Source organism: Microbacterium sp. JZ37, from assembly GCF_035188445.1.
GTDB lineage: Bacteria > Actinomycetota > Actinomycetes > Actinomycetales > Microbacteriaceae > Microbacterium > Microbacterium barkeri.
On the sequence record NZ_CP045253.1, the window covers coordinates 1895167 to 1915157 of the forward strand.

23 protein-coding genes and 1 pseudogene are annotated in these 19991 nt (G+C 72.3%); 6 read left to right on the forward strand and 18 right to left on the reverse strand.

The features are described from left to right. Window positions 1-37: 37 nt before the first annotated feature. Window positions 38-1855, reverse strand: a complete 1818-nt coding sequence (locus tag GC092_RS08675; protein WP_324011381.1) for a DUF8094 domain-containing protein — start codon at window positions 1853-1855, stop codon at window positions 38-40. A 177-nt stretch (window positions 1856-2032) separates the two neighbouring features. Here GC092_RS08675 and GC092_RS08680 point away from each other — a divergent pair, with 177 nt between their 5' ends. After that, complete coding sequence (locus tag GC092_RS08680) at window positions 2033-3082, forward strand: AI-2E family transporter (protein ID WP_324011383.1); 1050 nt, start codon at window positions 2033-2035, stop codon at window positions 3080-3082. Here the strand turns inward: GC092_RS08680 and GC092_RS08685 are convergent. The 9 genes and pseudogenes from GC092_RS08685 to rpsB all read right to left on the reverse strand — a co-directional run bounded on the left by GC092_RS08685 (window position 3083) and on the right by rpsB (window position 9647). After that, window positions 3083-3795 (reverse strand): annotated as a pseudogene (locus GC092_RS08685) (alpha/beta hydrolase). A 10-nt stretch (window positions 3796-3805) separates the two neighbouring features. Next, on the reverse strand, window positions 3806-4090 hold the full coding sequence (locus GC092_RS08690) for an Rv1322 family protein (protein WP_271171751.1): 285 nt from the start codon (window positions 4088-4090) through the stop codon (window positions 3806-3808). A 3-nt stretch (window positions 4091-4093) separates the two neighbouring features. Continuing rightward, window positions 4094-4828, reverse strand: a complete 735-nt coding sequence (locus GC092_RS08695; RefSeq protein WP_271171750.1) for an aggregation-promoting factor C-terminal-like domain-containing protein — start codon at window positions 4826-4828, stop codon at window positions 4094-4096. A gap of 56 nt (window positions 4829-4884) precedes the next feature. Continuing rightward, window positions 4885-5445 (reverse strand): DivIVA domain-containing protein, encoded by a 561-nt coding sequence (locus GC092_RS08700; protein WP_324011387.1) that lies wholly within the window; start codon window positions 5443-5445, stop codon window positions 4885-4887. Further along, window positions 5442-6431: a phosphatidate cytidylyltransferase gene (locus tag GC092_RS08705; RefSeq protein WP_324011389.1), complete on the reverse strand. Its 990-nt coding sequence runs from the start codon at window positions 6429-6431 to the stop codon at window positions 5442-5444. Before GC092_RS08705 ends, GC092_RS08700 begins: the two co-directional genes overlap by 4 nt. A gap of 7 nt (window positions 6432-6438) precedes the next feature. Continuing rightward, window positions 6439-6993 (reverse strand): ribosome recycling factor, encoded by a 555-nt coding sequence (gene frr / locus GC092_RS08710; protein ID WP_271171747.1) that lies wholly within the window; start codon window positions 6991-6993, stop codon window positions 6439-6441. A gap of 65 nt (window positions 6994-7058) precedes the next feature. Continuing rightward, on the reverse strand, window positions 7059-7772 hold the full coding sequence (gene pyrH / locus GC092_RS08715; protein ID WP_271171746.1) for a UMP kinase: 714 nt from the start codon (window positions 7770-7772) through the stop codon (window positions 7059-7061). A gap of 142 nt (window positions 7773-7914) precedes the next feature. After that, the gene (gene tsf, locus GC092_RS08720) at window positions 7915-8742 is read right to left on the reverse strand and encodes a translation elongation factor Ts (protein ID WP_282977645.1); all 828 of its coding nucleotides are present in this window, start codon (window positions 8740-8742) and stop codon (window positions 7915-7917) included. Window positions 8743-8819: 77 nt separating this feature from the next. Continuing rightward, window positions 8820-9647, reverse strand: coding sequence for a 30S ribosomal protein S2 (gene rpsB / locus GC092_RS08725; protein WP_282977643.1), 828 nt, complete (start codon window positions 9645-9647; stop codon window positions 8820-8822). A 308-nt stretch (window positions 9648-9955) separates the two neighbouring features. Here rpsB and GC092_RS08730 point away from each other — a divergent pair, with 308 nt between their 5' ends. Continuing rightward, entirely contained in the window at window positions 9956-10486 is a 531-nt protein-coding gene (locus GC092_RS08730; protein ID WP_324011392.1) for a murein hydrolase activator EnvC family protein, read from the forward strand. A 28-nt stretch (window positions 10487-10514) separates the two neighbouring features. Here GC092_RS08730 and GC092_RS08735 read toward each other — a convergent pair whose 3' ends face one another. Further along, entirely contained in the window at window positions 10515-11417 is a 903-nt protein-coding gene (locus tag GC092_RS08735; RefSeq protein WP_324011394.1) for a tyrosine recombinase XerC, read from the reverse strand. 129 nt (window positions 11418-11546) lie between these two features. Here GC092_RS08735 and GC092_RS08740 point away from each other — a divergent pair, with 129 nt between their 5' ends. The 3 genes from GC092_RS08740 to GC092_RS08750 all read left to right on the forward strand — a co-directional run bounded on the left by GC092_RS08740 (window position 11547) and on the right by GC092_RS08750 (window position 13529). Further along, window positions 11547-11957 carry a DUF4383 domain-containing protein gene (locus GC092_RS08740; protein WP_271171741.1) on the forward strand — a complete coding sequence of 137 codons (411 nt, stop codon included), beginning with the start codon at window positions 11547-11549 and terminating at the stop codon, window positions 11955-11957. Beyond that, the gene (locus GC092_RS08745) at window positions 11954-12427 is read left to right on the forward strand and encodes a hypothetical protein (RefSeq protein WP_324011397.1); all 474 of its coding nucleotides are present in this window, start codon (window positions 11954-11956) and stop codon (window positions 12425-12427) included. Before GC092_RS08740 ends, GC092_RS08745 begins: the two co-directional genes overlap by 4 nt. A gap of 67 nt (window positions 12428-12494) precedes the next feature. Next, window positions 12495-13529 carry a helix-turn-helix domain-containing protein gene (locus GC092_RS08750; RefSeq protein ID WP_324011399.1) on the forward strand — a complete coding sequence of 345 codons (1035 nt, stop codon included), beginning with the start codon at window positions 12495-12497 and terminating at the stop codon, window positions 13527-13529. 19 nt (window positions 13530-13548) lie between these two features. On the opposite strand, the gene dprA is transcribed toward GC092_RS08750, so the two are convergent. The 7 genes from dprA to rplS form a co-directional block, all read right to left on the reverse strand. Beyond that, window positions 13549-14709, reverse strand: coding sequence for a DNA-processing protein DprA (gene dprA / locus GC092_RS08755; RefSeq protein WP_324011400.1), 1161 nt, complete (start codon window positions 14707-14709; stop codon window positions 13549-13551). Continuing rightward, window positions 14706-16232: a YifB family Mg chelatase-like AAA ATPase gene (locus GC092_RS08760; protein WP_324011402.1), complete on the reverse strand. Its 1527-nt coding sequence runs from the start codon at window positions 16230-16232 to the stop codon at window positions 14706-14708. The genes dprA and GC092_RS08760 overlap by 4 nt, the downstream gene beginning before the upstream one ends. Continuing rightward, a complete protein-coding gene (locus GC092_RS08765) occupies window positions 16229-16591 on the reverse strand; it encodes a YraN family protein (protein WP_271171736.1) in 363 nt (120 codons plus the stop codon). Before GC092_RS08765 ends, GC092_RS08760 begins: the two co-directional genes overlap by 4 nt. Before the next feature lie 108 nt (window positions 16592-16699). Next, window positions 16700-17026, reverse strand: a complete 327-nt coding sequence (locus GC092_RS08770) for a DUF2469 family protein (RefSeq protein WP_271171735.1) — start codon at window positions 17024-17026, stop codon at window positions 16700-16702. Between the two features lie 53 nt (window positions 17027-17079). Beyond that, window positions 17080-17739 (reverse strand): ribonuclease HII, encoded by a 660-nt coding sequence (locus tag GC092_RS08775; protein WP_324011407.1) that lies wholly within the window; start codon window positions 17737-17739, stop codon window positions 17080-17082. Continuing rightward, the gene (gene lepB / locus GC092_RS08780) at window positions 17736-18503 is read right to left on the reverse strand and encodes a signal peptidase I (RefSeq protein ID WP_324011408.1); all 768 of its coding nucleotides are present in this window, start codon (window positions 18501-18503) and stop codon (window positions 17736-17738) included. Before lepB ends, GC092_RS08775 begins: the two co-directional genes overlap by 4 nt. A 113-nt stretch (window positions 18504-18616) precedes the next feature. Beyond that, complete coding sequence (rplS, locus tag GC092_RS08785) at window positions 18617-18967, reverse strand: 50S ribosomal protein L19 (RefSeq protein WP_271171732.1); 351 nt, start codon at window positions 18965-18967, stop codon at window positions 18617-18619. Between the two features lie 245 nt (window positions 18968-19212). Here rplS and map point away from each other — a divergent pair, with 245 nt between their 5' ends. Further along, on the forward strand, window positions 19213-19986 hold the full coding sequence (gene map / locus GC092_RS08790) for a type I methionyl aminopeptidase (RefSeq protein ID WP_271171731.1): 774 nt from the start codon (window positions 19213-19215) through the stop codon (window positions 19984-19986). Window positions 19987-19991: the final 5 nt, after the last annotated feature.

Consider the following 19991-nt stretch of genomic DNA (forward strand, 5'->3'; position numbering starts at 1 on the left):
GATCACCTTCCGAGACGGGGATGGGGAGACTTCGAGCCTATTCGCCTTCCGGGGCGTCGGCGTCGCCCTCCGAGGCCTCTGCATCCTCGGGCTCGGGCAGGAGCTCGGCCGACTGGATGGCGGACGTGTAGCCGAGCAGGCGGATCCGCTCATCCGACCCCTGCGCGGGCACGAAGAAGAAGAGCTGATCGGTGTAGCGCGTCTCGACGCCCGTGGGCGACTCGGTCTCCCCCGTGAGGAGGGAGAGGGCCGCGTCATCCTCGAAGCGGATGACGGCGTCCTCGTTCGTCGGGCGGACGGTCTCGGTCTCGTCGACGCCGACCGCGACGATCGCGCCGCTGTCGAGCGTGGCCAGCGCGATCGGAGGCGTCGGGTTCGCCCCCTGCGCGTACTCGATCGTGCCCGTCTCGGCGCCGGTCTCGTTGAAGCTGTCGATCGTCGCCTGGCGCTTCTCGGCCACGGCGGTCAGGAAGCCGTCGTTCGAGATGTCGAAGAGCTCGGCGTACTCGCTCTCCTCGCCGCGGCCGATGATGTCGGCGTAGGCCGCCGCCACCTGATCGGGCGCGAGCGCGAGGAACGGCGAGTCGGGCGCGACGAGCGCGGCACCCAGCCACGCGGGCGCGAGCTGCGGCGTCTCGGCCGCCGCCTCGAGGTTGGCGAGGTAGGTGACCCGGTAGCGCGACCACGGGTCGTCCTGCGTCATCGAGAGGATCGTGGGGGCGACCGTCGTGTCGTCCTCGTCGGCGACGATGAGCAGCGCCGTCCGCGGCCATCCCTCGACGGCCTGAGGCAGGACGATGCTCGCGGGGCCGGTCGGGATCGAGACCGCCTGCGGGTAGTCCTCGATCTCGGCGCGGAGCCGGTAGTTGACCTCGCGCGTCTCGAGCGCGAGGCCCGAGAGGCGGTGCGAGGCGAGGTCGATGTCGAGGCTCTCGTCGGCCGCGGCGACGGTCTCCGAGATCTCGCCGACGATGCGGTCGGCCTGGGCCTCGGTGAGGGAGGACGGCTGCTGATCGGGCGCGAGCGTGGCGGTCGCCGTCGGCGTCGGGGTCGGCGTCGGGGCGCCGCCGAGCTCGGGCCACGAGTCGGCCGTGCACCCTGCGAGCAGGCCGACGGAGAGGCCGAGTGCGGGCACGGCGACGAGCGCCCGGCGACCGCGGCGCGACGTCGAGATGACGCCCTTCGATGCGCCGTCGTCGTCTCCCTCGGCAGGAGGGAGGGCCGGGCCCTTGCGGATGGGGCCGCGCCGGCGTCGGGTGTGGCGCAGCGCCAGGATGTACAGCACGAGGCCCGTCACCAGGAAGATGCCGCCGAGGACCATGAGCGGCCCGAACCAGGGGGTCTTCTGATCGAGCGGCCACACGATCGACACGTCCGACGGCGCCGGCTGGCTGCCGTCGACCGCGACGAGCATGCTCATCCCCTCGGGGAGCTGATCCGTCCGGACGATCTCGTCCTCGGCGGTCTGCTCCTCGATCCAGAGGTCGGATCCCTGCGGGTTCCGCCCCTCCGTGCCGTCGGTGGGCTCGACCTCCGGCTCGACGACGCTCGTCACGAGCTCGTCGCCGTCGCCGGCGCTCACGCGGTTGTAGCGCTGGTCCGAGAGCCACGCCTCGAGATCGGCGGTGCGGCCGTAGGCCGTGTAGAGGGGGCCCTCTCCCCGGACCGTGAGGGTCTGCGCGCCGGGGCGCAGCGCGAACGCGTCGCCGTCGATCACGAGGTACGGCAGCTCCTCGTCGACCGAGACGGTCTGCTCGGCGGACTCGGGGCCCAGGAACACGGTGCGCTGCGCCAGTCCGGCGCCGAACGACGCCGCCGCGAGCACGAAGGCCAGAACCGCCCACACGAAACGCACGAAATGACTCCTCGCCGACCCGCGCGAGGGCGGCGGGTCTCGACATCCGACTGCTCAGGTTAGCGAATCGAACTGAAAGGCGCCCACGAGCAGGTCGCTCTCGGGCGCGGCGCCGACGCACCCCTATCCTGGCGAGAGGCCCGCGGCGCGCAGCCGTCGGCCGGGAGAAGGGCGCGTATGAAGATCCACAACCCGTTCCGGCTCGCGCTCGTCGCGACGCTCGGCGTCGGCCTGGGGCTGCTGCTCATCGAGGGCCTGCAGTCGCTCTCGACGATCATCCTCTACGTGGGGACGGCGCTGTTCATCTCACTCGGCCTCGACCCCGTGGTCTCGTGGCTCGAGCGCCGCCGCCTGCCGCGCTGGCTGGCCGTCACGATCGCGATCCTCGCCGTCCTCGGGCTCTTCACCGGGATCGTCCTGATCATCCTGCCGGTGCTCGTCGATCAGATCGGGCAGCTGGTGGGCCAGATCACGCTCATCGTCAACCGCGGGACCTTCCTCGACGATCTGCGCGAGTGGTCGCTCGCGACCTTCCCCACGCTCGAGATCGACACCGTCCTCGACTTCGTGAACGACTGGCTCACGAGCAACATCGACACGATCAGCGAAGGCGTCGTGGGCGTCACGCTCAATGTCGTCCAGGGTCTCTTCGGCGCGTTCATCGTGCTCATCCTGACGATCTACCTCACGGCGTCGACCCCGTCGCTCAAGTCGGCCCTCTACCGCATGGTGCCCGCGTCGAAGCGCGAGGGCTTCACGAACATCGCCGAGCAGATCACCGACTCGGTCGGCTATTACGTCATGGGCCAGATCACGCTCGCCGCGATCAACGGCGTGCTCAGCGCGATCTTCCTCACGATCATCGACGCGCCCTATCCGACCGTCCTCGCGGTCGTCGCGTTCCTGGGCTCGATGATCCCGCTCGTCGGCACGATCTCGGGCTCGACGATCATCGCTCTCACCTGTCTGATCCCCGGACTCGGCTCCCCCACGGCGGCGATCATCGCCGCCGTCTACTACCTCGTGTACATGCAGATCGAGGCGTACGTCCTGTCTCCCCGCATCATGAGCCGGGCGGTCTCCGTCCCCGGCGGCGTCGTCGTGATCGCGGCCCTCGCGGGCGGCGCGCTGCTGGGCCTCCTCGGCGCGCTCATCGCGATCCCGGTGGCCGCGAGCGTGCTCATCATCTACCGGCAGGTGCTCATCCCGCGCATGAACGCGCGCTGATCAGGCGTCGGGCCACTCCGTCGGCAGGGGGCCGCGGCGGGATTCACGACCTCGACGATCTCGTTCAGCACGCGCGCGGTCTGCTTCTCGCCCACCCACAGGTGCTTGCCGCCCTCGACCGGCACGAGCCGGAGGTGCGGGATGAGCGCGAAACGCTCGGCGGCCTCCGCGGGGCGGAGGTAGTCGTCGAACTCGGGGATGAGCGCGACGAGCGGCCGGGGGTCGCCCTGCCAGGCGCGCAGGTCGTCGTCCCCTGCCCGGTGCAGCGGCGGGGAGAGCAGGATGGCGCCCTCGATCGGATGCGGACGGCCGTGCTTGAGCGCGACCTCGGTCCCGAAGGACCATCCGAGAAGCCAGGGGCGGGGAAGACCGCGCTCCGCGACGAGGTCCATGGCGGCCGCGAGGTCGGCTGCCTCCGCGACGCCGTCTCCGAAGGCCCCCTCGCTCGTGCCGCGCGGGGACGTCGTCCCTCGTGTGTTGAAGCGCAGGACAGCGAGGTCCGCGAGCGCGGGGAGGCGCGCGGCGGCCTTCCGGATGATGTGCGAGTCCATGAAGCCGCCCGCCGTGGGCAGCGGGTGGAGCGTGACGAGGGTCGCGACCGGCTCGCGCTCGAGCGGCGTCGCGAGCTCGCCGACGAGCGTCAGCCCGTCGGACGTGCGCAGCTCGATGTCCTCGCGGCGCGCGGGCAGCAGGGCGGCTCCGCGGATCTCCATCCGGTCCTCCTCAGAACAGCTTCCAGCAGTGGGTGTGCCAGTGACGGCGCGCGGCGAGGTCCGCCTGGGGGCCGAGGACGCCGTCCTCGCGCCACACCACGACGTGCGCGGCGCCGATCTCGATGAGGTTCGCGCAGCCGGGGCAGGCGTACGTCTTCTCCGAGCGGCCGGGACCGACCGGCTGCACCGACCACTCGTGTCCGCGCCGGAACTCCGTGCGACGCCAGCCGGCGATGAGGCGGTCGAGCGAGGCGTCGCCGCCGCTGTCGCGCCGGCGGCGGTTCGACCGCGGCACGGCTCAGTACCAGCCGACCGACTCGGAGTGCCCCCACGCGCCGCAGGGCGTGCCGTAGCGGCCGCCGATGTAGTCCAGCCCCCACGCGATCTGCGTCGCGGGATTCGTCTGCCAGTCGGCGCCGTGGCTCGCCATCTTGCTGCCCGGGAGCGACTGCGGGATGCCGTAGGCGCCGCTGGACGGGTTGTACGCGCTCACGTTCCACCCCGACTCGCGGTTCCAGAGCGCGACGAGGCAGGCGAACTCGCTGTCGTTCCAGCCACGGCCGGTCACCATCTCGTAGGCGATCGCCTGCGCGGTGCCGGGGTCGGGTGCGACGAACGGCGCGGCCCAGCTCTCCTGCTGAGGGGCCTGCTGGCCGCCCTCGGGGACCTCCGCGACCTCGGGGGTGGGCGTCGGCGTGGGGGTCGGCTTGACGTACACCTCGTAGGCGCCGAAGTCGAGGCTGCCCGCGTGCGCGAGGTCCGCCGCGGCGATGTAGACCTGCGCCTCGTCGGCTGCCGTGGCGAACGACGACGTCCCCTCGGTCGCCTGCTCGGCCTGCGCCATCGAGGCGCCGGTCGTGACGATCGTGCCGCCCAGGAGGCCGAAGGCCGCGAGCCCCGCGAGCACCGACATCACGCGACGGCGGGGCGTGCGCTCGTGCGTCGACGTCTGCAGGAGCGCCGCGTGCTGGGTCGCGATGGCGCGCGCCTCGCGGCGCGTGAGGGCTCGGGTCTGCTCGGGTCCGGAAGTCACAGTTCCTCGAGTCTAGCGTGTGTTATGCGACTGTGACATACCCGGCCCCCGGGTGGTCAGCGCACGGCGAGCATGATCTCGATGACCGCGTCCAGGACCGCGTCGACCTGCTCCTCGCGGTAGCCGTCGCGCGTCATCCGGAACGCCGTCTGGCGGATCTGCTCGACCGTGAGCGGGGCGCCCTGCGCGAGGTAGGCGACGATGCGATCGGCCACGAGGTCGACCTCGGAGCGGGCGTATCCGTACCGCAGGAGGCCGACGCGCGCGAAGCGCTCCCCTTCGGGCCGCTGGAGTCGGTCCAGCACCACCTGCGCCTCGCGGCGGGTGCGCTCGACCCAGGCGTCGGCGCCCTCCGCCCTGACGGCGCGCTCGCGCTCCCGAGCGGCGAACGCGTCCTCGACGCGCGCGAGGGCCGCGTCGACCGCGGAGATGCGGTACCCGCCCCGCACGAGCGGGAAGGCCGCCGAGCGCACCTGCTCGGCATCGAGCTCGTCGTCCCCCTGCTGCTCGAAGGCGGCACGGGCGCGAGCGAGGAAGGCATCCACCGCGTCGCGCTGGTAGCCCTTCTCGCGGCCCGTCGCGAGGGGGAACGGCAGGGTGGTCGAGGAGTCCGTCACGATACCGCCAGAGGTGAGAGGAGGAAGTGCAGGGCGAGCGTCGCCACCGCCGACGGCAGGATGCTGTCGAGCCGGTCGAGCACTCCGCCGTGGCCGGGGAGCGCGGACGACATGTCCTTGATGCCCAGATCGCGCTTGATCATCGACTCCCCGAGATCGCCCGCGGTCGCCGTGCAGAGGATGACCGCGCCGAAGACGAGACCGGCCCACCACGGGATCCCCAGCATGAACTGCGCGAGGAGCGCGCCCGCCAGGAGCGCCCCCAGGGCGGCGCCCGCGAACCCCTCCCAGGTCTTCTTCGGGCTGATGCGCGGGGCCATCGGATGGCGGCCGAACGCGAGTCCGGATGCGTACGCCGCGGTGTCGGCGACCACCGCGACGATGAGGAACGCGAGGATCCACCACTCGCCGCGGTCCTCGCGGAGGAGCACGAGCGCGAGACTCGCGAGGAACGGGACGTACAGCGGCACGAATGCCCCGACGAGCACGTCGGCCAGCACGTCCTGCGGCGTGCGGCCGTCCTGCGCCGTCATCTGCGCGAGGAGGCGCCACACGACGATGAGCGCCATGGCGGCGAAGAGGGCGACCCAGTGCAGCCAGAGGTCGGCGAAGTAGCCGGCGGCGAGGATGAGGACGACCGCCGCGAGCTGCGGAGCGAGGTCGATGCGTCGGCCGCCGTCGCGCAGCGCGCGCCACAGCTCGTGCACGCCGAGCACCGACACGAGCAGCGCCACGACGGCGAAGAGCCACTTCACGACGAGCAGCGAGACGACGACCGCCGCGCCCGCTGCGACGCCGACGAGGATCGCCGCGATGAGGTCGCGTCCCGTGCGCTGCTTGATGCGCTCGTTCTTCTCCTCGAACTGCTCGCGCGCATGCGCGACCTGATGCTCGAACTCGCCGCGCGCCGCGTGCACGCGCTCGTGGAACGTGCCCTGCTCGCCGCGCGGCTCGCTCGGGGGCTCCGATCCGGGGACGTCCGTCATCGCCAGGTCAGACCTCGAGGAGCTCTGCCTCTTTGTGCTTCAGCGCCTCGTCGATCTTGTCCACGTGCGCCTTGGTGATGGCGTCGAGCTCCTTCTCGCCGCGCACGATGTCGTCCTCGCCGATCTCGTCGCGCAGCGCGTCGAGGTCGTCCTTCACCTGACGGCGGATGCCGCGCAGGCGGACCTTGGCGTCCTCGCCCTTCGTGCGCACGATCTTGACGAACTCCTTGCGGCGCTCCTGCGTGAGCTCCGGCATCGTGATGCGCACGATGTTGCCGTCGTTCGTCGGGTTGGCGCCGAGGTTCGGCATCTCGCGGATCGCGTCCTCGATCGCCTTGAGGGCCGACTTGTCGTAGGGCGTGACGATGAGCGTGCGCGCCTCGGGGTTCGCGAGCGACGCGAGCTGCTGGAGCGGCGTGGGCGTGCCGTAGTAGTCGACGAGGATGCGCTGGAAGAGCTGCGGGTTCGCGCGGCCGGTCCGCACGGTCGCGAAGTCCTCCTTCGCCGCCTCGACGGCCCGATCCATCCGGGCAGTGGCATCGGCAAGAACGTCCGCGATCACGGTGACTCCATTCGTCGGTGGTGCTGGGAAAAGTCTAGTGGGCGCCGTGCCGGCGCCCGGCGAGGTCACGCCGTGACGAGCGTGCCGATGGGCTCGCCGCGCAGGGCGGCCGTGACGTTGCCGGCGGGCTCCATGCCGAACACGCGCATGTTCATCCCGTTGTCCATGCAGAGGCTGAAGGCCGTCGCGTCGACGACCTTGAGGCCGCGCATAAGGGCGTCCGAGTAGGTGACGTGGTCGAGTCGCGTCGCCGTCGCGTCCGTGCGCGGATCGGCGGTGTAGACGCCGTCGACGCCGTTCTTCGCGACGAGCACCTCGGTCGCGCGGATCTCGAGGGCCCGCTGCGCGGCGACCGTGTCGGTCGAGAAGTAGGGCAGGCCGGCGCCCGCGCCGAAGATGACGACGCGGCCCTTCTCGAGGTGGCGCTCCGCGCGCAGCGGGATGTACGGCTCGGCGACCTGGCGCATCTCGATCGCGGACTGCACGCGCGTGGCGGCGCCCGCCTGCTCGAGGAAGTCCTGCAGGGCGAGGGCGTTCATGACCGTCCCGAGCATGCCCATGTAGTCGGCGCGCGCCCGGTCCATGCCGCTCTTGGAGAGCTCAGCGCCGCGGAAGAAGTTGCCTCCGCCGACGACGACCGCGACCTCGACGTCCTGCGACGCCTCCGCGATCTCACGGGCGATCTGGCTGACGACATCCGGGTTGACCCCGAGCTGCCCTCCCCCGAACGCCTCGCCGGACAGCTTCAGCAGCACCCGCCGCTTGGTCACTTCGCTCACTGTGGATCCTCTCGTCGCCGATACACGCTACCGGTCGCAGGCGGCAGCTCCCTGTGCAGGCACGCGGATGTCGCGTGTCGACCTCCGCGCGCAGAGAAAGGGGGCTCGGATCCGCGGATCCGAGCCCCCTTCCGTCACGTCGTTACGCGCCCACCTTGAAGCGCGCGAAGCCCGTGATCGTGATGCCGGCGTCCTGCGCGACCTTCGCGACGGACAGCTTGTTGTCCTTCGCGTAGTCCTGGTCGAGCAGCGCGACCTGCTTGAAGAACGCGTTCACGCGTCCCTCGACGATCTTCGGGAGGGCGGCCTCGGGCTTGCCCTCGTTGCGGGAGATCTCGGTGACGATCTCGCGCTCCTTCTCGACGTCGGCCGCGGGGACCTCGTCGCGCGAGAGGTAGGACGGGTTCGCGAAGGAGATGTGCTGCGCGATGCTGCGCGCCGTCTCCGCGTCGTCGCCCGTGTACGCGACGATGACGCCGACCTGCGGGGGCAGGTCCTTGCTCGTGCGGTGCAGGTAGACCTGGAACGCGTCGCCCTCGAGGGTGCGGACGCGGCGGAGCTCGACCTTCTCGCCGATGATCGCGGCCTCATCGGAGATGAGCTGCTCGACCGTCTGGTCGCCCGCGGTGGCCGCGAGAGCCTCCTCGACCGAGTCGGCGGCGGCCGCGGCGGCGGCGTCGGCGACCTTGTCGGCGAGCGCGATGAAGCGGTCGTTCTTCGCGACGAAGTCGGTCTCGCACGCGAGCTCGACGAGCGTCGCCTTGCCGCCCTGCTCGCGGGCGACCACGAGGCCCTCGCTCGTCGCGCGGTCGGCGCGCTTCGCGTTGCCCTTGGCGCCCTTGAGGCGGAGGATCTCGACGGCCTTCTCGACGTCGCCGTCAGCCTCCTCGAGCGCCTTCTTGGTGTCGACCATGCCGGTGCCGAGCTGCTCGCGCAGAGCCTTGATGTCGGCGATGCTGAAGTTGGCCATGGGTGCTGGCTCTCCTTGTTCGTGGTGGAACGGTGACCTGAGCGAGGCGGGCCCGGTGGGGCCCGCCTCGTCGAGCATTACTCCGCTGCGGGAGCCTCGGCCGGCGCGGCCTCGGCGGCGGGAGCCTCCGCGACCTCGGCGGGCGCCTCGGTCGAGCCCTGCTCGAGGAGCTCGCGCTCCCACTCGGCGAGAGGCTCGGCCTCGCCCTCGGGGTTGTGCTTCTGCTGGAGGCCCTCGGCGGCGGCGTCGGCGATGATGCGCGTCAGCAGCGAGACCGAGCGGATGGCGTCGTCGTTGCCCGGGATCGGGTACTGCAGGTCGTCGGGGTCGACGTTCGTGTCGAGGATGCCGATGACGGGGATCCCGAGCTTCTTCGCCTCGTCGATCGCGAGGTGCTCGCGCTTGGCGTCGACGACCCACAGGGCCGACGGCGTCTTGCTGAGGTTGCGGATGCCGCCGAGCGACTTGTGGAGCTTGTCGAGCTCGCGGCGCTTGAGGAGGAGCTCCTTCTTGGTGAAGCCCGTGCCGGCCGGGTCGTCGAAGTCGAGCTCCTCGAGCTCCTTCATGCGCGCGAGGCGCTTCGACACGGTCGAGAAGTTGGTGAGCAGACCGCCGAGCCAGCGCTCGTTGACGTAGGGCTGGCCCACGCGGGTCGCCTGCTCGGCGAGCACCTCCTGCGCCTGCTTCTTCGTGCCGACGAAGAGGATGGTGCCGCCGCGCGCGACGGTCTCCTTGACGAAGTCGTAGGCCTTGTCGATGTAGCCGAGCGACTGCTGGAGGTCGATGATGTGGATGCCGCTGCGCTCCGTGAGGATGAAGCGCTTGACCTTCGGGTTCCAGCGACGGGTCTGGTGTCCGAAGTGGACGCCGCTGTCGAGCAGCTGGCGGATGGTGACGACGGCCATGGTCGTGCTCCTTGATCTGGGCGCTCGCGCGCCATGCGGTTGATTCCGCCGATCGGACGATCGGCGAGCCTGGTGCCCGACGCACTCCCGCCCTTCGAGAAGGGACCGAGGGGAGTCGCGCCACGACGATCGTCCGGAGACGAGGTCGCTGAGGGCACGCGTAGTCATCCCGAGACGGGATGCGTCCCCCAGCATACCAGGCGCTCGTCTCCCCCACGGCGCGTGCACAGGCGCGCGACACGCGGCTCCCTCGTCCCCCGCCGCGCATCCGAGCGGAGCGGGCCGCCGCGCGCGCCGAGGCTGAGGACATGCAGCGCACAGCCCGCTCCGTCCTCGTCCTTCTCGTCGCGCTCGTGTGCGCCGGCGCGGCTCCCGCGGCGGCGCATGCGCCGTCCGCGGCACCGGCCGACGCCGAGGTCCGCATCGAGACCGCCGAGCAGTGGGTGTGGCCCGTGAGCCAGGACGTCCGGATCGTCCGCCCCTTCGAGGCGCCGCCGCATCGCTACGGTCCGGGGCACCGCGGCATCGACCTCGCGGCCGATGCCGCCACCCTGCGCGCCCCGGCGTCGGGAGTGATCGCATTCGCGGGGGTCGTGGTCGACAGGCCGCTCCTGACGATCGACCACGGCGACGGGCTCGTCACGACGCTCGAGCCCGCGACGACCGAGCTCGCCGTGGGCGACGCGGTCTCCCGCGGGCAGGAGATCGGCGCGCTCGCGTCGGGCGGCCACGCCGCGCCCGGCGCTGTGCACTTCGGGGTGCGCCTCCACGGCGACTACATCAACCCGCTCCTCCTGCTCGGCGGGGTTCCCCGGGCGGTGCTCCTCCCCTGCTGCTGAGCGCGGCTCGCCTCCGGGCGATCGCAAGTCAGGCGCGCGGATGCGCGAGGCGGTAGGCCGCCGCGAGGCGCTCGGAGGAGACGTGCGTGTAGATCTGGGTCGTGCCGAGACTCGCGTGACCGAGGATCTCCTGCACCGCGCGGAGGTCGGCACCGCCATCCAGCAGGTGCGTCGCGGCGGAATGCCGCAGCGCATGCGGCCCCACCGTCTCGACGCCCATCGCGGGCGCGACGGTGCGGGCGACGAGCTCGTAGACCGTGCGCGGCCCCACGCGCCGACCGCGTGCGCCGAGGAAGAGCGCGGCGCCTGCTCCATCTCCGCGCGCGGCCAGCGCCGGGCGCCCGCGCGTGAGGTACGCGCCGACCGCGCGCGCGGCCGGCGCTCCGAACGGCACGACACGCTCCTTGGCGCCCTTGCCGACGACGCGCGCCGTGGCGCGATCGAGATCGACGTCGTCGACATCGAGGCCGCACAGCTCCGAGACCCGCACGCCCGCGCCGTAGAGGAGCTCGATGAGCGCGTGGTCGCGCAGCGCGAGCGGGTCGCCGTCCGCCGCAGCCGCGGCCATCCGGCGCAGGAGCTCGTCGAGGGCAGGTGCCGCTGCGACGTGCGGCAGGGTCCTGCCGCGCTTCGGCGTGACCAGGCGCAGGCTCGGGTCCACCCCGATGAGGCCCTCCTCGCGAGCCCAGCGGAAGAGCGCGCGCGCCGACGACGTGCGCCGGGCGACGGTCGAGCGCGCGTCGCCGCGCTGCGTCGCGCGCCACAGCCAGTCGCGCAGCGCGTCGAGGTCGACGTCGGCGAGCTCGCGATCGCCGACCGCATCGGCGAGATCGGCGAGGTCGGCTCGGTAGGCGCGAACGGTCGCGGGCGAGAGGCGCCGCACCGTCTCGAGATGCGCGCCGAACGCGTCGATCGCGCGGAGCAGCTGCATCCTCCGATGGTGCCCCGGCCCGCGCGGGGACCGGGCGCGCCGCGCCGGTTCGCACGCCGCCCATCCGGATCGGCGGCGGCTCCGAAGAGAGATCGACACGGATGGACCGTGCCAGAACGGAGAAAGCTCATGCGCACCTCAGTCAATCGGATCGTCGCCACCGTCTTCGGAGCCGTGTACGTCCTCGTCGGGCTGCTTGGCTTCGCCGTGACGGGCGGCGTCGGATTCCTCGCCACGGAGGGCGGGCTGCTGCTCGGGATCTTCCAGGTGAATCCGCTCCACAACATCGCGCACCTCGCGATCGGCGCCGCGCTCGTCGCGGCCGGGATGGCGGGGGTCCGTGCGGCGAGGGCCGTGAACGCGACCGTCGGCGCCGCGTACCTCCTCCTCGGGATCGCGGGCTTCTTCCTCGCCGGCACGGCGCTGAACATCCTCGCGCTCAACACCGCAGACCACGTCCTGCACCTCGCGAGCGCTCTCGTGCTCCTCGCGGTGGGTCTCGGCGCCGAGCGGTCCGTGGGGCGGGAGTCGATCGCGTGACGTTCACCGGCACCTGGCCCGCCCTCGCCGCGTGCGGGGCGGGCCTGGCCCATCTCGCCGTCGCCGCGGGGTCCCCCTGGTGGCTGCTGGCTCTCCTGTGCGCCGCCGGAGTCGCCGAGCTGGGCTGGGGCGCAGCCGCCCTGCGTGCCGGGCGCATCGTCGCGTCGCGCGCGGCACTCGGCGGCTCGCTCGCCCTGGCCCTCCTGACGACGGCGATCGGCGTCGCGGGCGGGATGGGTCCCGCTCCGATGGCCGTCGCGATCGCGCTCCTGCTCGTCGTGGCGGCGGCCGCCGCGCGCGCCGTGCGCCGCAGGGCCCGCCCCGCGCGCGGCGGCACCGCGCGCGCCGTCCTCGGCATGCTCGTGGGCGCGACGCTCGTGGCCGCCGTCACGACGCCTGCCCTGTCGCTCACCGAGCCCGGGACGCACGCGGTGCCGCACGGCGAGATGCACGGCGGGCACGGGCACTGAGAGCGAGGAGCCGCTGTCGGGAGATCGGGGTTGCATCTCAAGCCGCTTGAGGCCTCAGGGTGAGGACATGAACACTTCCGAGAACGCTCTCTCCTCCATCGGCGAGGTGGCGCATCGCACAGGACTCAGCGTCAGCGCCATCCGCTACTACGACGACGAGGGACTCGTCGACGCGACCGACGCCACCGACGGAGGCCATCGCCTCTACGACGTGGACGCGATCGCCCGGCTCGAGCTCGTCCGCACGCTGCGCGACCTCGAGACCGGTCTGCCGCAGGTGCGCCGCGTGCTCGCCGGGACGAGCTCGCTGCGGGATGTGCTCGCCGAGCATCTCCACGTGATCGAGACGCGGGCCGCGGATCTGGACGCGAAGCGCGCCGTCCTCCGCGCGCTCGTGCGACAGGAGGGCACGGCGGAGCGCGCGAACCTCCTGCGCAGGCTCGTGACGATGCCCGATGCCGAGCGTCAGCGGCTCATCGACGACTTCCTCGACGAGGTCACCGCCGGCCTTCCGCAGGAGGCGTCCGAGCGCATCCGCGACGTGCGGCCGGTGCTGCCGCCCGACCCGGCCCCCGAGCAGCTCGACGCCTGGCTGAGCCTCGCGGAGCTCCTGCAGGACGATCGGTTCCGCGCGGCGATCCGCTCCTACCTGCACGCGACGTACGCGCAGTTCCCCGGTCCGGAGATGTCCTCGCCTCCCGTGCAGGACTTCATCCACTCGGCAGGCGCCGACCTGATGCGCCGGCTCACGGCCGCTCACCAGGCGGGTCTCGCGGCGGACGATCCCCACGTGGCCTCCCTCGCCGCACAGCTGGTCGACGAGCTCGCCGGGACGTTCGGCGTCGCGGCCGACGACGACCTCCGCGCACGGCTCGCCGAGCGCTATCGCACGGTCGACAGCCTCACCCTCGAGGCCCTTGAGGACGAGGAGTACCGCACGACCGAGGGCCGCTATCTCGAGCTGGTCGCGATCGTCAACGGCGGCCCGCACCCGGATGCCGCCCTTCTCGACGGCGCCCACCGCACGCGGGGTGACGGAGACGGCCCGAGTCTCGGAGAGCTCGGCCGCTGGCTGGCTGCGGCGATCGCCGGAGGGTCGTGAGCGCAGGAACCCTCGGATCTCAGGCGAGCACCCAGCCGCCGTCCGTCCGTCGCACCGCGCCGGCCAGCTCGAGCAGGCCGAGCGCGGCCTGCACGGCCTCCACGGCCATCCCGCTGCGCCGTGCGATCTCATCGACATCGCGTGGGGAGCGGGAGGCGAGCGCATCGCGGACGCGGACCTCCTCCGCGGATGGACCGCCCAGAGCGGTCGCGTCGTCGGCTCCCTCGCCGATCAGCTCGAGGACGTCGGCGGCCGACGTGATGCACTGCGCGTCGAACTCGCGCAGCAGGCGATGACAGCCGGCCGAGGTCGCACTCGTCACGGGTCCGGGCACGGCTCCGAGCGGTCGCCCGAGCGCCGCGGCGTGCCCTGCCGTGTTCAGCGTGCCGCTGCGCGCGCCGGCCTCGACGACGACCGTCGCGGAGCTCAGCGAGGCGATGCACCGATTCCGCTGGAGGAACCGCCACTTGGTCGGCGTCGCGCCGGGCGCCGTCTCGCTCACGATCGCGCCGACGCGCGCGATGTCGGCGAACAGGCGAGCGTGCCCGGCGGGATACACGCGGTCGGCGCCGCCGGCGACGACCGCGACCGTCAGCCCGCCGACGCCGAGCGTCGCGCGATGAGCAGCGCCGTCGATGCCGTACGCGGCGCCCGAGATCACGCCGATGCCGCGAGACGCGAGCTCGCCCGCGAGCTCGGCCGCGACGTGCTCCCCGTATGGCGTCGCCGCGCGTGCGCCCACGATCGCGACCGAGCGTGCGATGCGCGAGAGGCCCGTCACGTCGCCTCTCGTCCACAGGGCGAGCGGCGCGTGCGTGCCGAGGTCGGTCAGCTGCTCGGGCCACCCCGCGTCCTCCGGGGTCACGAGCACCAGCCCCGCGCGAGCGCCCTGCGCGAGAGCCTGCGCGACGTGCGCGGGGTCGAGCCGCGGCTGCCACCGCGACCGAGCGGCCGCGAGCGCCTGCGCGCCCAGCCCGAGCTCCGTGAGCGATCCGTCGTGCAGCCCCGCCTCGACCATCCGCAGAGCCTCATCCGGACCGTGCGCCGCGACGAGCGCGCCCGCCGTCCCGTCGCCCGGCTCGACGATGGCGGTCCACACCGCGCGCGCCAGACGGGCCGGATCCTCCCGGCTGTGCGGCGCGCCCGCTCGGCGCACGCGATCGTCGTCGAGCAGCGTCATGCCACGACCCCCTTCTTCAGGAACAGCGCCCTGCCCACATCCGCCGCGTCCGGCCGGTCCCTGCCGGCCAGATCGGCGACCGTCCAGGCGACCCGCAGCACGCGGTCGTAGCCCCTCAGGGTGATGAGCCCGCGCTGGAGCGCGGCGTCGAGCCCCCGCAGCGCCGCGGCGTCGGGCGCTCGCGGCCCGCGCCGCAGCCACGTCCCGGGGACCTCGGCGTTGATGCGCCAGGGCGTTCCCGACAGCCGCTCCCGCGCCCGATCCCGCGCCGCGAGCACGCGCTGCCGCCCCTCCTCCGATGACATGGCGTCTCCCGCGCGCGTCTGCGCGATGCTCGCGATCCGCTCGACGCGCAGATCGATGTCGATGCGGTCGAGCAGCGGACCCGAGAGGCGCTGCGCGTACCGGCGGATGATGTGCGGAGAGCACGTGCACGACCCGCCGCGCACGCCGTACTCCCCGCACGGACAGGGATTCATCGCGAGGACGAGCTGGAAGCGCGCCGGGAAGCGCGCGGAGAACCCCGCGCGGTGGATGTCGATGCGCCCCTGCTCGAGCGGCTGGCGCAGCGCGTCGAGCGTCGACGACGACGCCTCGGTCGCCTCGTCGATGAACAGCACCCCGCGGCTCGCGCGCGCGATCGCACCCGGCCGCACGGTGCGCGACCCGCCGCCGACGAGCGCGGCGGTCGACGCCGAGTGGTGGGGCGCCTCGAACGGCGGCCGCCGGTCGAGGCGCACGACCCGCTCCCCCGCGAGCGATCGCAGCGATGCGGCCTCGAGGGCTGCCTCGTCGTCGAGCGGCGGGAGGATGCCGGGCAGACGGCGGGCGAGCATGGTCTTGCCCGCTCCCGGCGGGCCCGACATGAGCACGTGGTGACCGCCCGCCGCGGCCACGACGAGCGCCTCGACGGCGTCGCGCTGCCCCACGACGTCAGCGAGGTCGACGTCGTCCTCGTCGGCCTCGGGCGCCGGCGGGCCGGGGATCGGCGGGACGTCCGGCACCTCCACCTCGGAGCCGTGCCACGCCGCGACCTGAGCGAGCGAGATCGCCCCGCGCACCTCGGCGCCCGCGACGAGCTCGGCCTCCTCCCGGTTCGCCCAGGGGACCACGACCCGGGTGCGGCCCGCGGCGACCGCGGCGCGCACGGCCGGCAGGATGCCCGGCACGGGCCGCAGGCGCCCGTCCAGCCCCAGCTCGCCGAGATGCACGACCTCGGCCGCCGATGACCGGCGCAGGCGGTCGTCGGTCGCCAGCGCGGTCACCGCGATCGCGAGATCGAACGCGGTCCCGTGCTTCGGGAGCCCCGCCGGTGACAGATTCACGGTGAGGCGTCGGTACGGGAGCATGAGCCCGCTGTTCTCGCACGCGCTCGTGACCCGGCGCGCGGCCTCGCCGAGCGCGCGGTCGGCGAGGCCGATGATCCGGATCTCCGGCTGATGCGACGTGACGTCGGCCTCCACCTCGACGAGCTCGCCCGTGAGCCCGGTGAGCGCGACCGCCCACGTCCGCGCGACCGTCATCGGAGGTCCTCGAGATGCTCGAGGGCGCCCGTCCCGGGATCGGCGCCCACGATCGCGACCGCGTCGATCCGGAGGGATCGGCCGAGCAGCGCTCCGGGGTGCGCGCGCGTCCACGCCGCCGCGAGCCGCCACAGCCGACGCAGCTTGCGCCGGTCGACGGCCTCGAGCGGATGGCCGAAGGCCGTGCCCGTGCGCGTCTTGACCTCGACGACGGCGAGCCGTGTGCCGCGGCACGCGACGATGTCGATCTCCCCGTCAGCGCACCGCCAGTTGCGGTCGAGGATCTCGTACCCGATCGATGAGAGGTACTGCGCCGCGCGCTCCTCGCCCGCTCGACCGAGGTCGTCCTTCCGTGCCATGACGGCAGACTGCCTGGACGGACGACCGGATGCGGCGGCGGACGGCCTGATGGGGAGACGGCGCGCCGCGGGGCGCGCCTGTGCAGACGACGTCGCCGCGCGGGGGTGCTACTTGCCGTCGAGCGAGAGCTCGTCGGGCAGCTCGAAGTCGCGGCGCGACAGCTCCTCGATGTTCACGTCCTTGAATGTGAGCACGCGCACCGACTTCACGAAGCGGTCCGAGCGGTAGATGTCCCAGACCCAGACGTCCTTCATCGTGATCTCGAAGTAGAAGTCGGTCTCGGTGTCGTGACGGACGACGTCGACCTCGTTCGCGAGGTAGAAGCGGCGCTCGGTCTCGATCACGAACTGGAACTGCGAGACCACGTCGCGGTACTCGCGGAACAGAGCCAGCTCGAGCTCGCGGTCGTAATCCTCGAAGACATCGTCATCCATGGTCCTCCCATCCTAGGCGTCCGGGATGCCGCGTCGCGCCGCTCGAGGACGGCTCAGAACAGGGCGGGCGCGTCGGCGATCGCCCACGACCGGCGGTGGTGCGCACTCAGACCGTGCTCGCGGATCGCGGCACGGTGCGTCGCGCTCGCGTAGCCCTTGTTGCTGGCCCAGTCGTAGACCGGGAGCTCATCGTGGAGTCCGGTCATGAGGCCGTCGCGCGCGACCTTCGCGATGACCGATGCCGCAGCGAGCGACGCGCAGTCGCGGTCGCCCTTGACCACCGTGCGGATGTCGAGCCCCGCGCCACGCACGGGCGAGATGTAGTCGTGGTTGCCGTCGAGGAGCACGACCCCGGCCGCGGGCGCGTAGCCCTGCTCCTCGAGCGACGCGAGCGCGCGGACGGCCGCGAGGCCCAGGGCGCGGATGATCCCGATCTCGTCGACCTCCGCGGCCGTCGCCCAGCCGAGCGCGCTGGCCCTGACCCACGCGGCCGCGCGGTCGGCGACGTCCGCGCGGCGTCCGGCGGGGACGAGCTTCGAGTCGCGCAGCCCCTCGGGAACCGTGCAGGCGACGGCCTCCGCGTCCACGACGGATGCCCCGATGGTCACGGGCCCGGCGAGGGCGCCGCGCCCGACCTCGTCGAGCGCGAAGACGAGCGGCGCCTCCGCGAGGAGCGCCCGCTCGTGCGCGATGGTCGGCGCGACGACGGTCATCCCGCTGCGCTCGCCTTCTCCTCCTCGACCTCGTCCTCGCGGTCGGGGATGCCCCGGAACACCTCGTGGTGCCCGTCGACCGTCCCGAAGCGGTCGAGCGGCCAGGTGAGGAGGAACACCCGGCCCACGACGTTGTCGATCGGCACGAACCCGCCGCCGGGCTGGTCCGTGTGGAAGCGCGCATCACGCGAGTTGTCGCGGTTGTCGCCGAGCACCCACAGGGCGCCCTCCGGCACGACGACGTCGAACGGGTCGTTCGAGGCCTGGGTGTCGCCCTCGGGCAGCTTGAGGTAGCCGAGCTCGTCGACCGGCACCCCGTTGACGGTGATCTGCCCCAGCGCGTTGCAGCACTCGACGTGATCGCCCGGCAGCCCGATGATGCGCTTCACGAGGTGGTCGTCCGAATCGCCGGCCGACAGCCCCACGAGGGTCAGGAGCCCGTCGACGGCCTCCATGAACGGCGACTGCTCGGGCGCCTTCGGCTGCGGATCGAGCCAGCCGCCCGGATCCTCGAACACGACGATGTCCCCGCGCTCGTAGCCCGTCCACAGCGGCGTGAGCTCGTCCACGAGGATGCGGTCGTCGATCTGGAGGGTGTCCTCCATCGACGCCGACGGGATGAAGAACGACCGGACGATGAACGTCTTGATGAGGAACGACACCACCAGCGCGACCACCACGATGACGGCGATGTCGCGCAGGAACATGAGGATGCCCCGTCCGCGCTGCTCCGGCTGCTCGGCGGTCGTGGTGTCGCTCGTCATGGGGTCCTTCGCGTCCGCGCCGCCGAGGTGACGGGGGCGTTCCTCCAGAATCTCACATGAACGCAGACACCCCGTGCCGCGGGGCACGGGGTGTCTGCTCGGATCGCGTGAGATCAGGCGTTCTCGCGCTTCTCCTTGATCTTCGCCTTCTTGCCGCGCAGCTCGCGCAGGTAGTACAGCTTCGCGCGACGCACGTCACCGCGCGTGACGACCTCGATGTGGTCGATGACCGGCGAGTGCACGGGGAACGTGCGCTCCACGCCGACCTGGAAGCTGATCTTGCGGACCGTGAAGGTCTCGCGCACGCCCGAGCCCTGACGGCGGATGACGACGCCCTGGAACACCTGGATGCGCGAGCGGCTGCCCTCGACGATGTTCACGTGCACCTTGACGGTGTCACCGGGGCCGAACGCGGGGACGTCGGAGCGGAGCGAAGCCGCATCGACGGCGTCGAGAATGTGCATGACGGTTCTCTTCCTGCGGCCGCCTCAGGTCGACCGCCTTCGAAAATGGGGTATCGCACGTGCGTGTGGGATCCCGTGGACCCTCGGCTCCCCTGCGGCAGAGCGCGAAACGGCCCGCGCCGACGGGCGCGGTCGTCACAGCACGACATCCCATTGTCTCACACCAGGACCCGCGCCACGATCCGCGGGTGCCGCCCCTCGCCGCGCATCGGGGAGAATGGAGGTTCGAGCGAGAGGACACACCCATGATCGAACTGCGCACCCCGGCCGAGATCGAGCAGATGCGGCCGGCTGGCCGGTTCGTCGCGGAGACCCTCGCGACCCTCCGCGAGGAGACGAAGGTCGGCACGAACCTCCTCGCGATCGACCGTCGCGCGCACGAGCTCATCCGCCGGGCAGGGGCCGAGTCGTGCTACATCGACTACCACCCGTCGTTCGGCGCGAGCCCGTTCGGCAAGGTCATCTGCACGTCGATCAACGACGCGGTCCTCCACGGGCTCCCGCACGACTACGCGCTGCGCGACGGCGACCTCGTCACGCTCGACTTCGCGGTCTCGATCGACGGCTGGGTCGCCGACTCCGCTGTCTCGTTCGTCGTCGGCACCCCGCGCGACGAGGACCTCGCCCTCATCGACACGACCGAGCGCGCGCTCGACGCGGCGATCGCCGCCGCGACGGTGGGCAATCGCGTGGGCGACATCTCCGCGGCCATCTCGCAGATCGCGCGTGCCGACGGCCTCTCGATCAACACCGACTTCGGCGGCCACGGCGTGGGCCGCATCATGCACGGCGACCCGCACATCCCGAACGACGGCCGCCCCGGGCGCGGCTTCCCGCTCAAGCCGGGTCTCGTCATCGCGATCGAGCCGTGGTTCCTGCAGAGCACCGACGAGCTCGTCACCGACCCGGATGGCTGGACGCTGCGCAGCGCGGACGGCTCGCGCGGCGCGCACAGCGAGCACACCATCGCGATCACGGAGGACGGCCCGATCGTCCTGACGGACCGCTCGCACCTCTGACGCCG

Bases quoted from the DNA above. Each gene is read 5' to 3' on its own strand.
- GC092_RS08680 (WP_324011383.1), top strand. From the start codon at position 2,033: ATGAAGATCCACAACCCGTTCCGGCTCGCGCTCGTCGCGACGCTCGGC.
- GC092_RS08705 (WP_324011389.1), bottom strand. From the start codon at position 6,431: ATGACGGACGTCCCCGGATCGGAGCCCCCGAGCGAGCCGCGCGGCGAG.
- tsf (WP_282977645.1), bottom strand. From the start codon at position 8,742: ATGGCCAACTTCAGCATCGCCGACATCAAGGCTCTGCGCGAGCAGCTC.
- rpsB (WP_282977643.1), bottom strand. From the start codon at position 9,647: ATGGCCGTCGTCACCATCCGCCAGCTGCTCGACAGCGGCGTCCACTTC.
- GC092_RS08730 (WP_324011392.1), top strand. From the start codon at position 9,956: ATGCAGCGCACAGCCCGCTCCGTCCTCGTCCTTCTCGTCGCGCTCGTG.
- GC092_RS08735 (WP_324011394.1), bottom strand. From the start codon at position 11,417: ATGCAGCTGCTCCGCGCGATCGACGCGTTCGGCGCGCATCTCGAGACG.
- GC092_RS08740 (WP_271171741.1), top strand. From the start codon at position 11,547: ATGCGCACCTCAGTCAATCGGATCGTCGCCACCGTCTTCGGAGCCGTG.
- GC092_RS08750 (WP_324011399.1), top strand. From the start codon at position 12,495: ATGAACACTTCCGAGAACGCTCTCTCCTCCATCGGCGAGGTGGCGCAT.
- dprA (WP_324011400.1), bottom strand. From the start codon at position 14,709: ATGACGCTGCTCGACGACGATCGCGTGCGCCGAGCGGGCGCGCCGCAC.
- GC092_RS08760 (WP_324011402.1), bottom strand. From the start codon at position 16,232: ATGACGGTCGCGCGGACGTGGGCGGTCGCGCTCACCGGGCTCACGGGC.
- GC092_RS08765 (WP_271171736.1), bottom strand. From the start codon at position 16,591: ATGGCACGGAAGGACGACCTCGGTCGAGCGGGCGAGGAGCGCGCGGCG.
- GC092_RS08770 (WP_271171735.1), bottom strand. From the start codon at position 17,026: ATGGATGACGATGTCTTCGAGGATTACGACCGCGAGCTCGAGCTGGCT.
- GC092_RS08775 (WP_324011407.1), bottom strand. From the start codon at position 17,739: ATGACCGTCGTCGCGCCGACCATCGCGCACGAGCGGGCGCTCCTCGCG.
- lepB (WP_324011408.1), bottom strand. From the start codon at position 18,503: ATGACGAGCGACACCACGACCGCCGAGCAGCCGGAGCAGCGCGGACGG.
- rplS (WP_271171732.1), bottom strand. From the start codon at position 18,967: ATGCACATTCTCGACGCCGTCGATGCGGCTTCGCTCCGCTCCGACGTC.
- map (WP_271171731.1), top strand. From the start codon at position 19,213: ATGATCGAACTGCGCACCCCGGCCGAGATCGAGCAGATGCGGCCGGCT.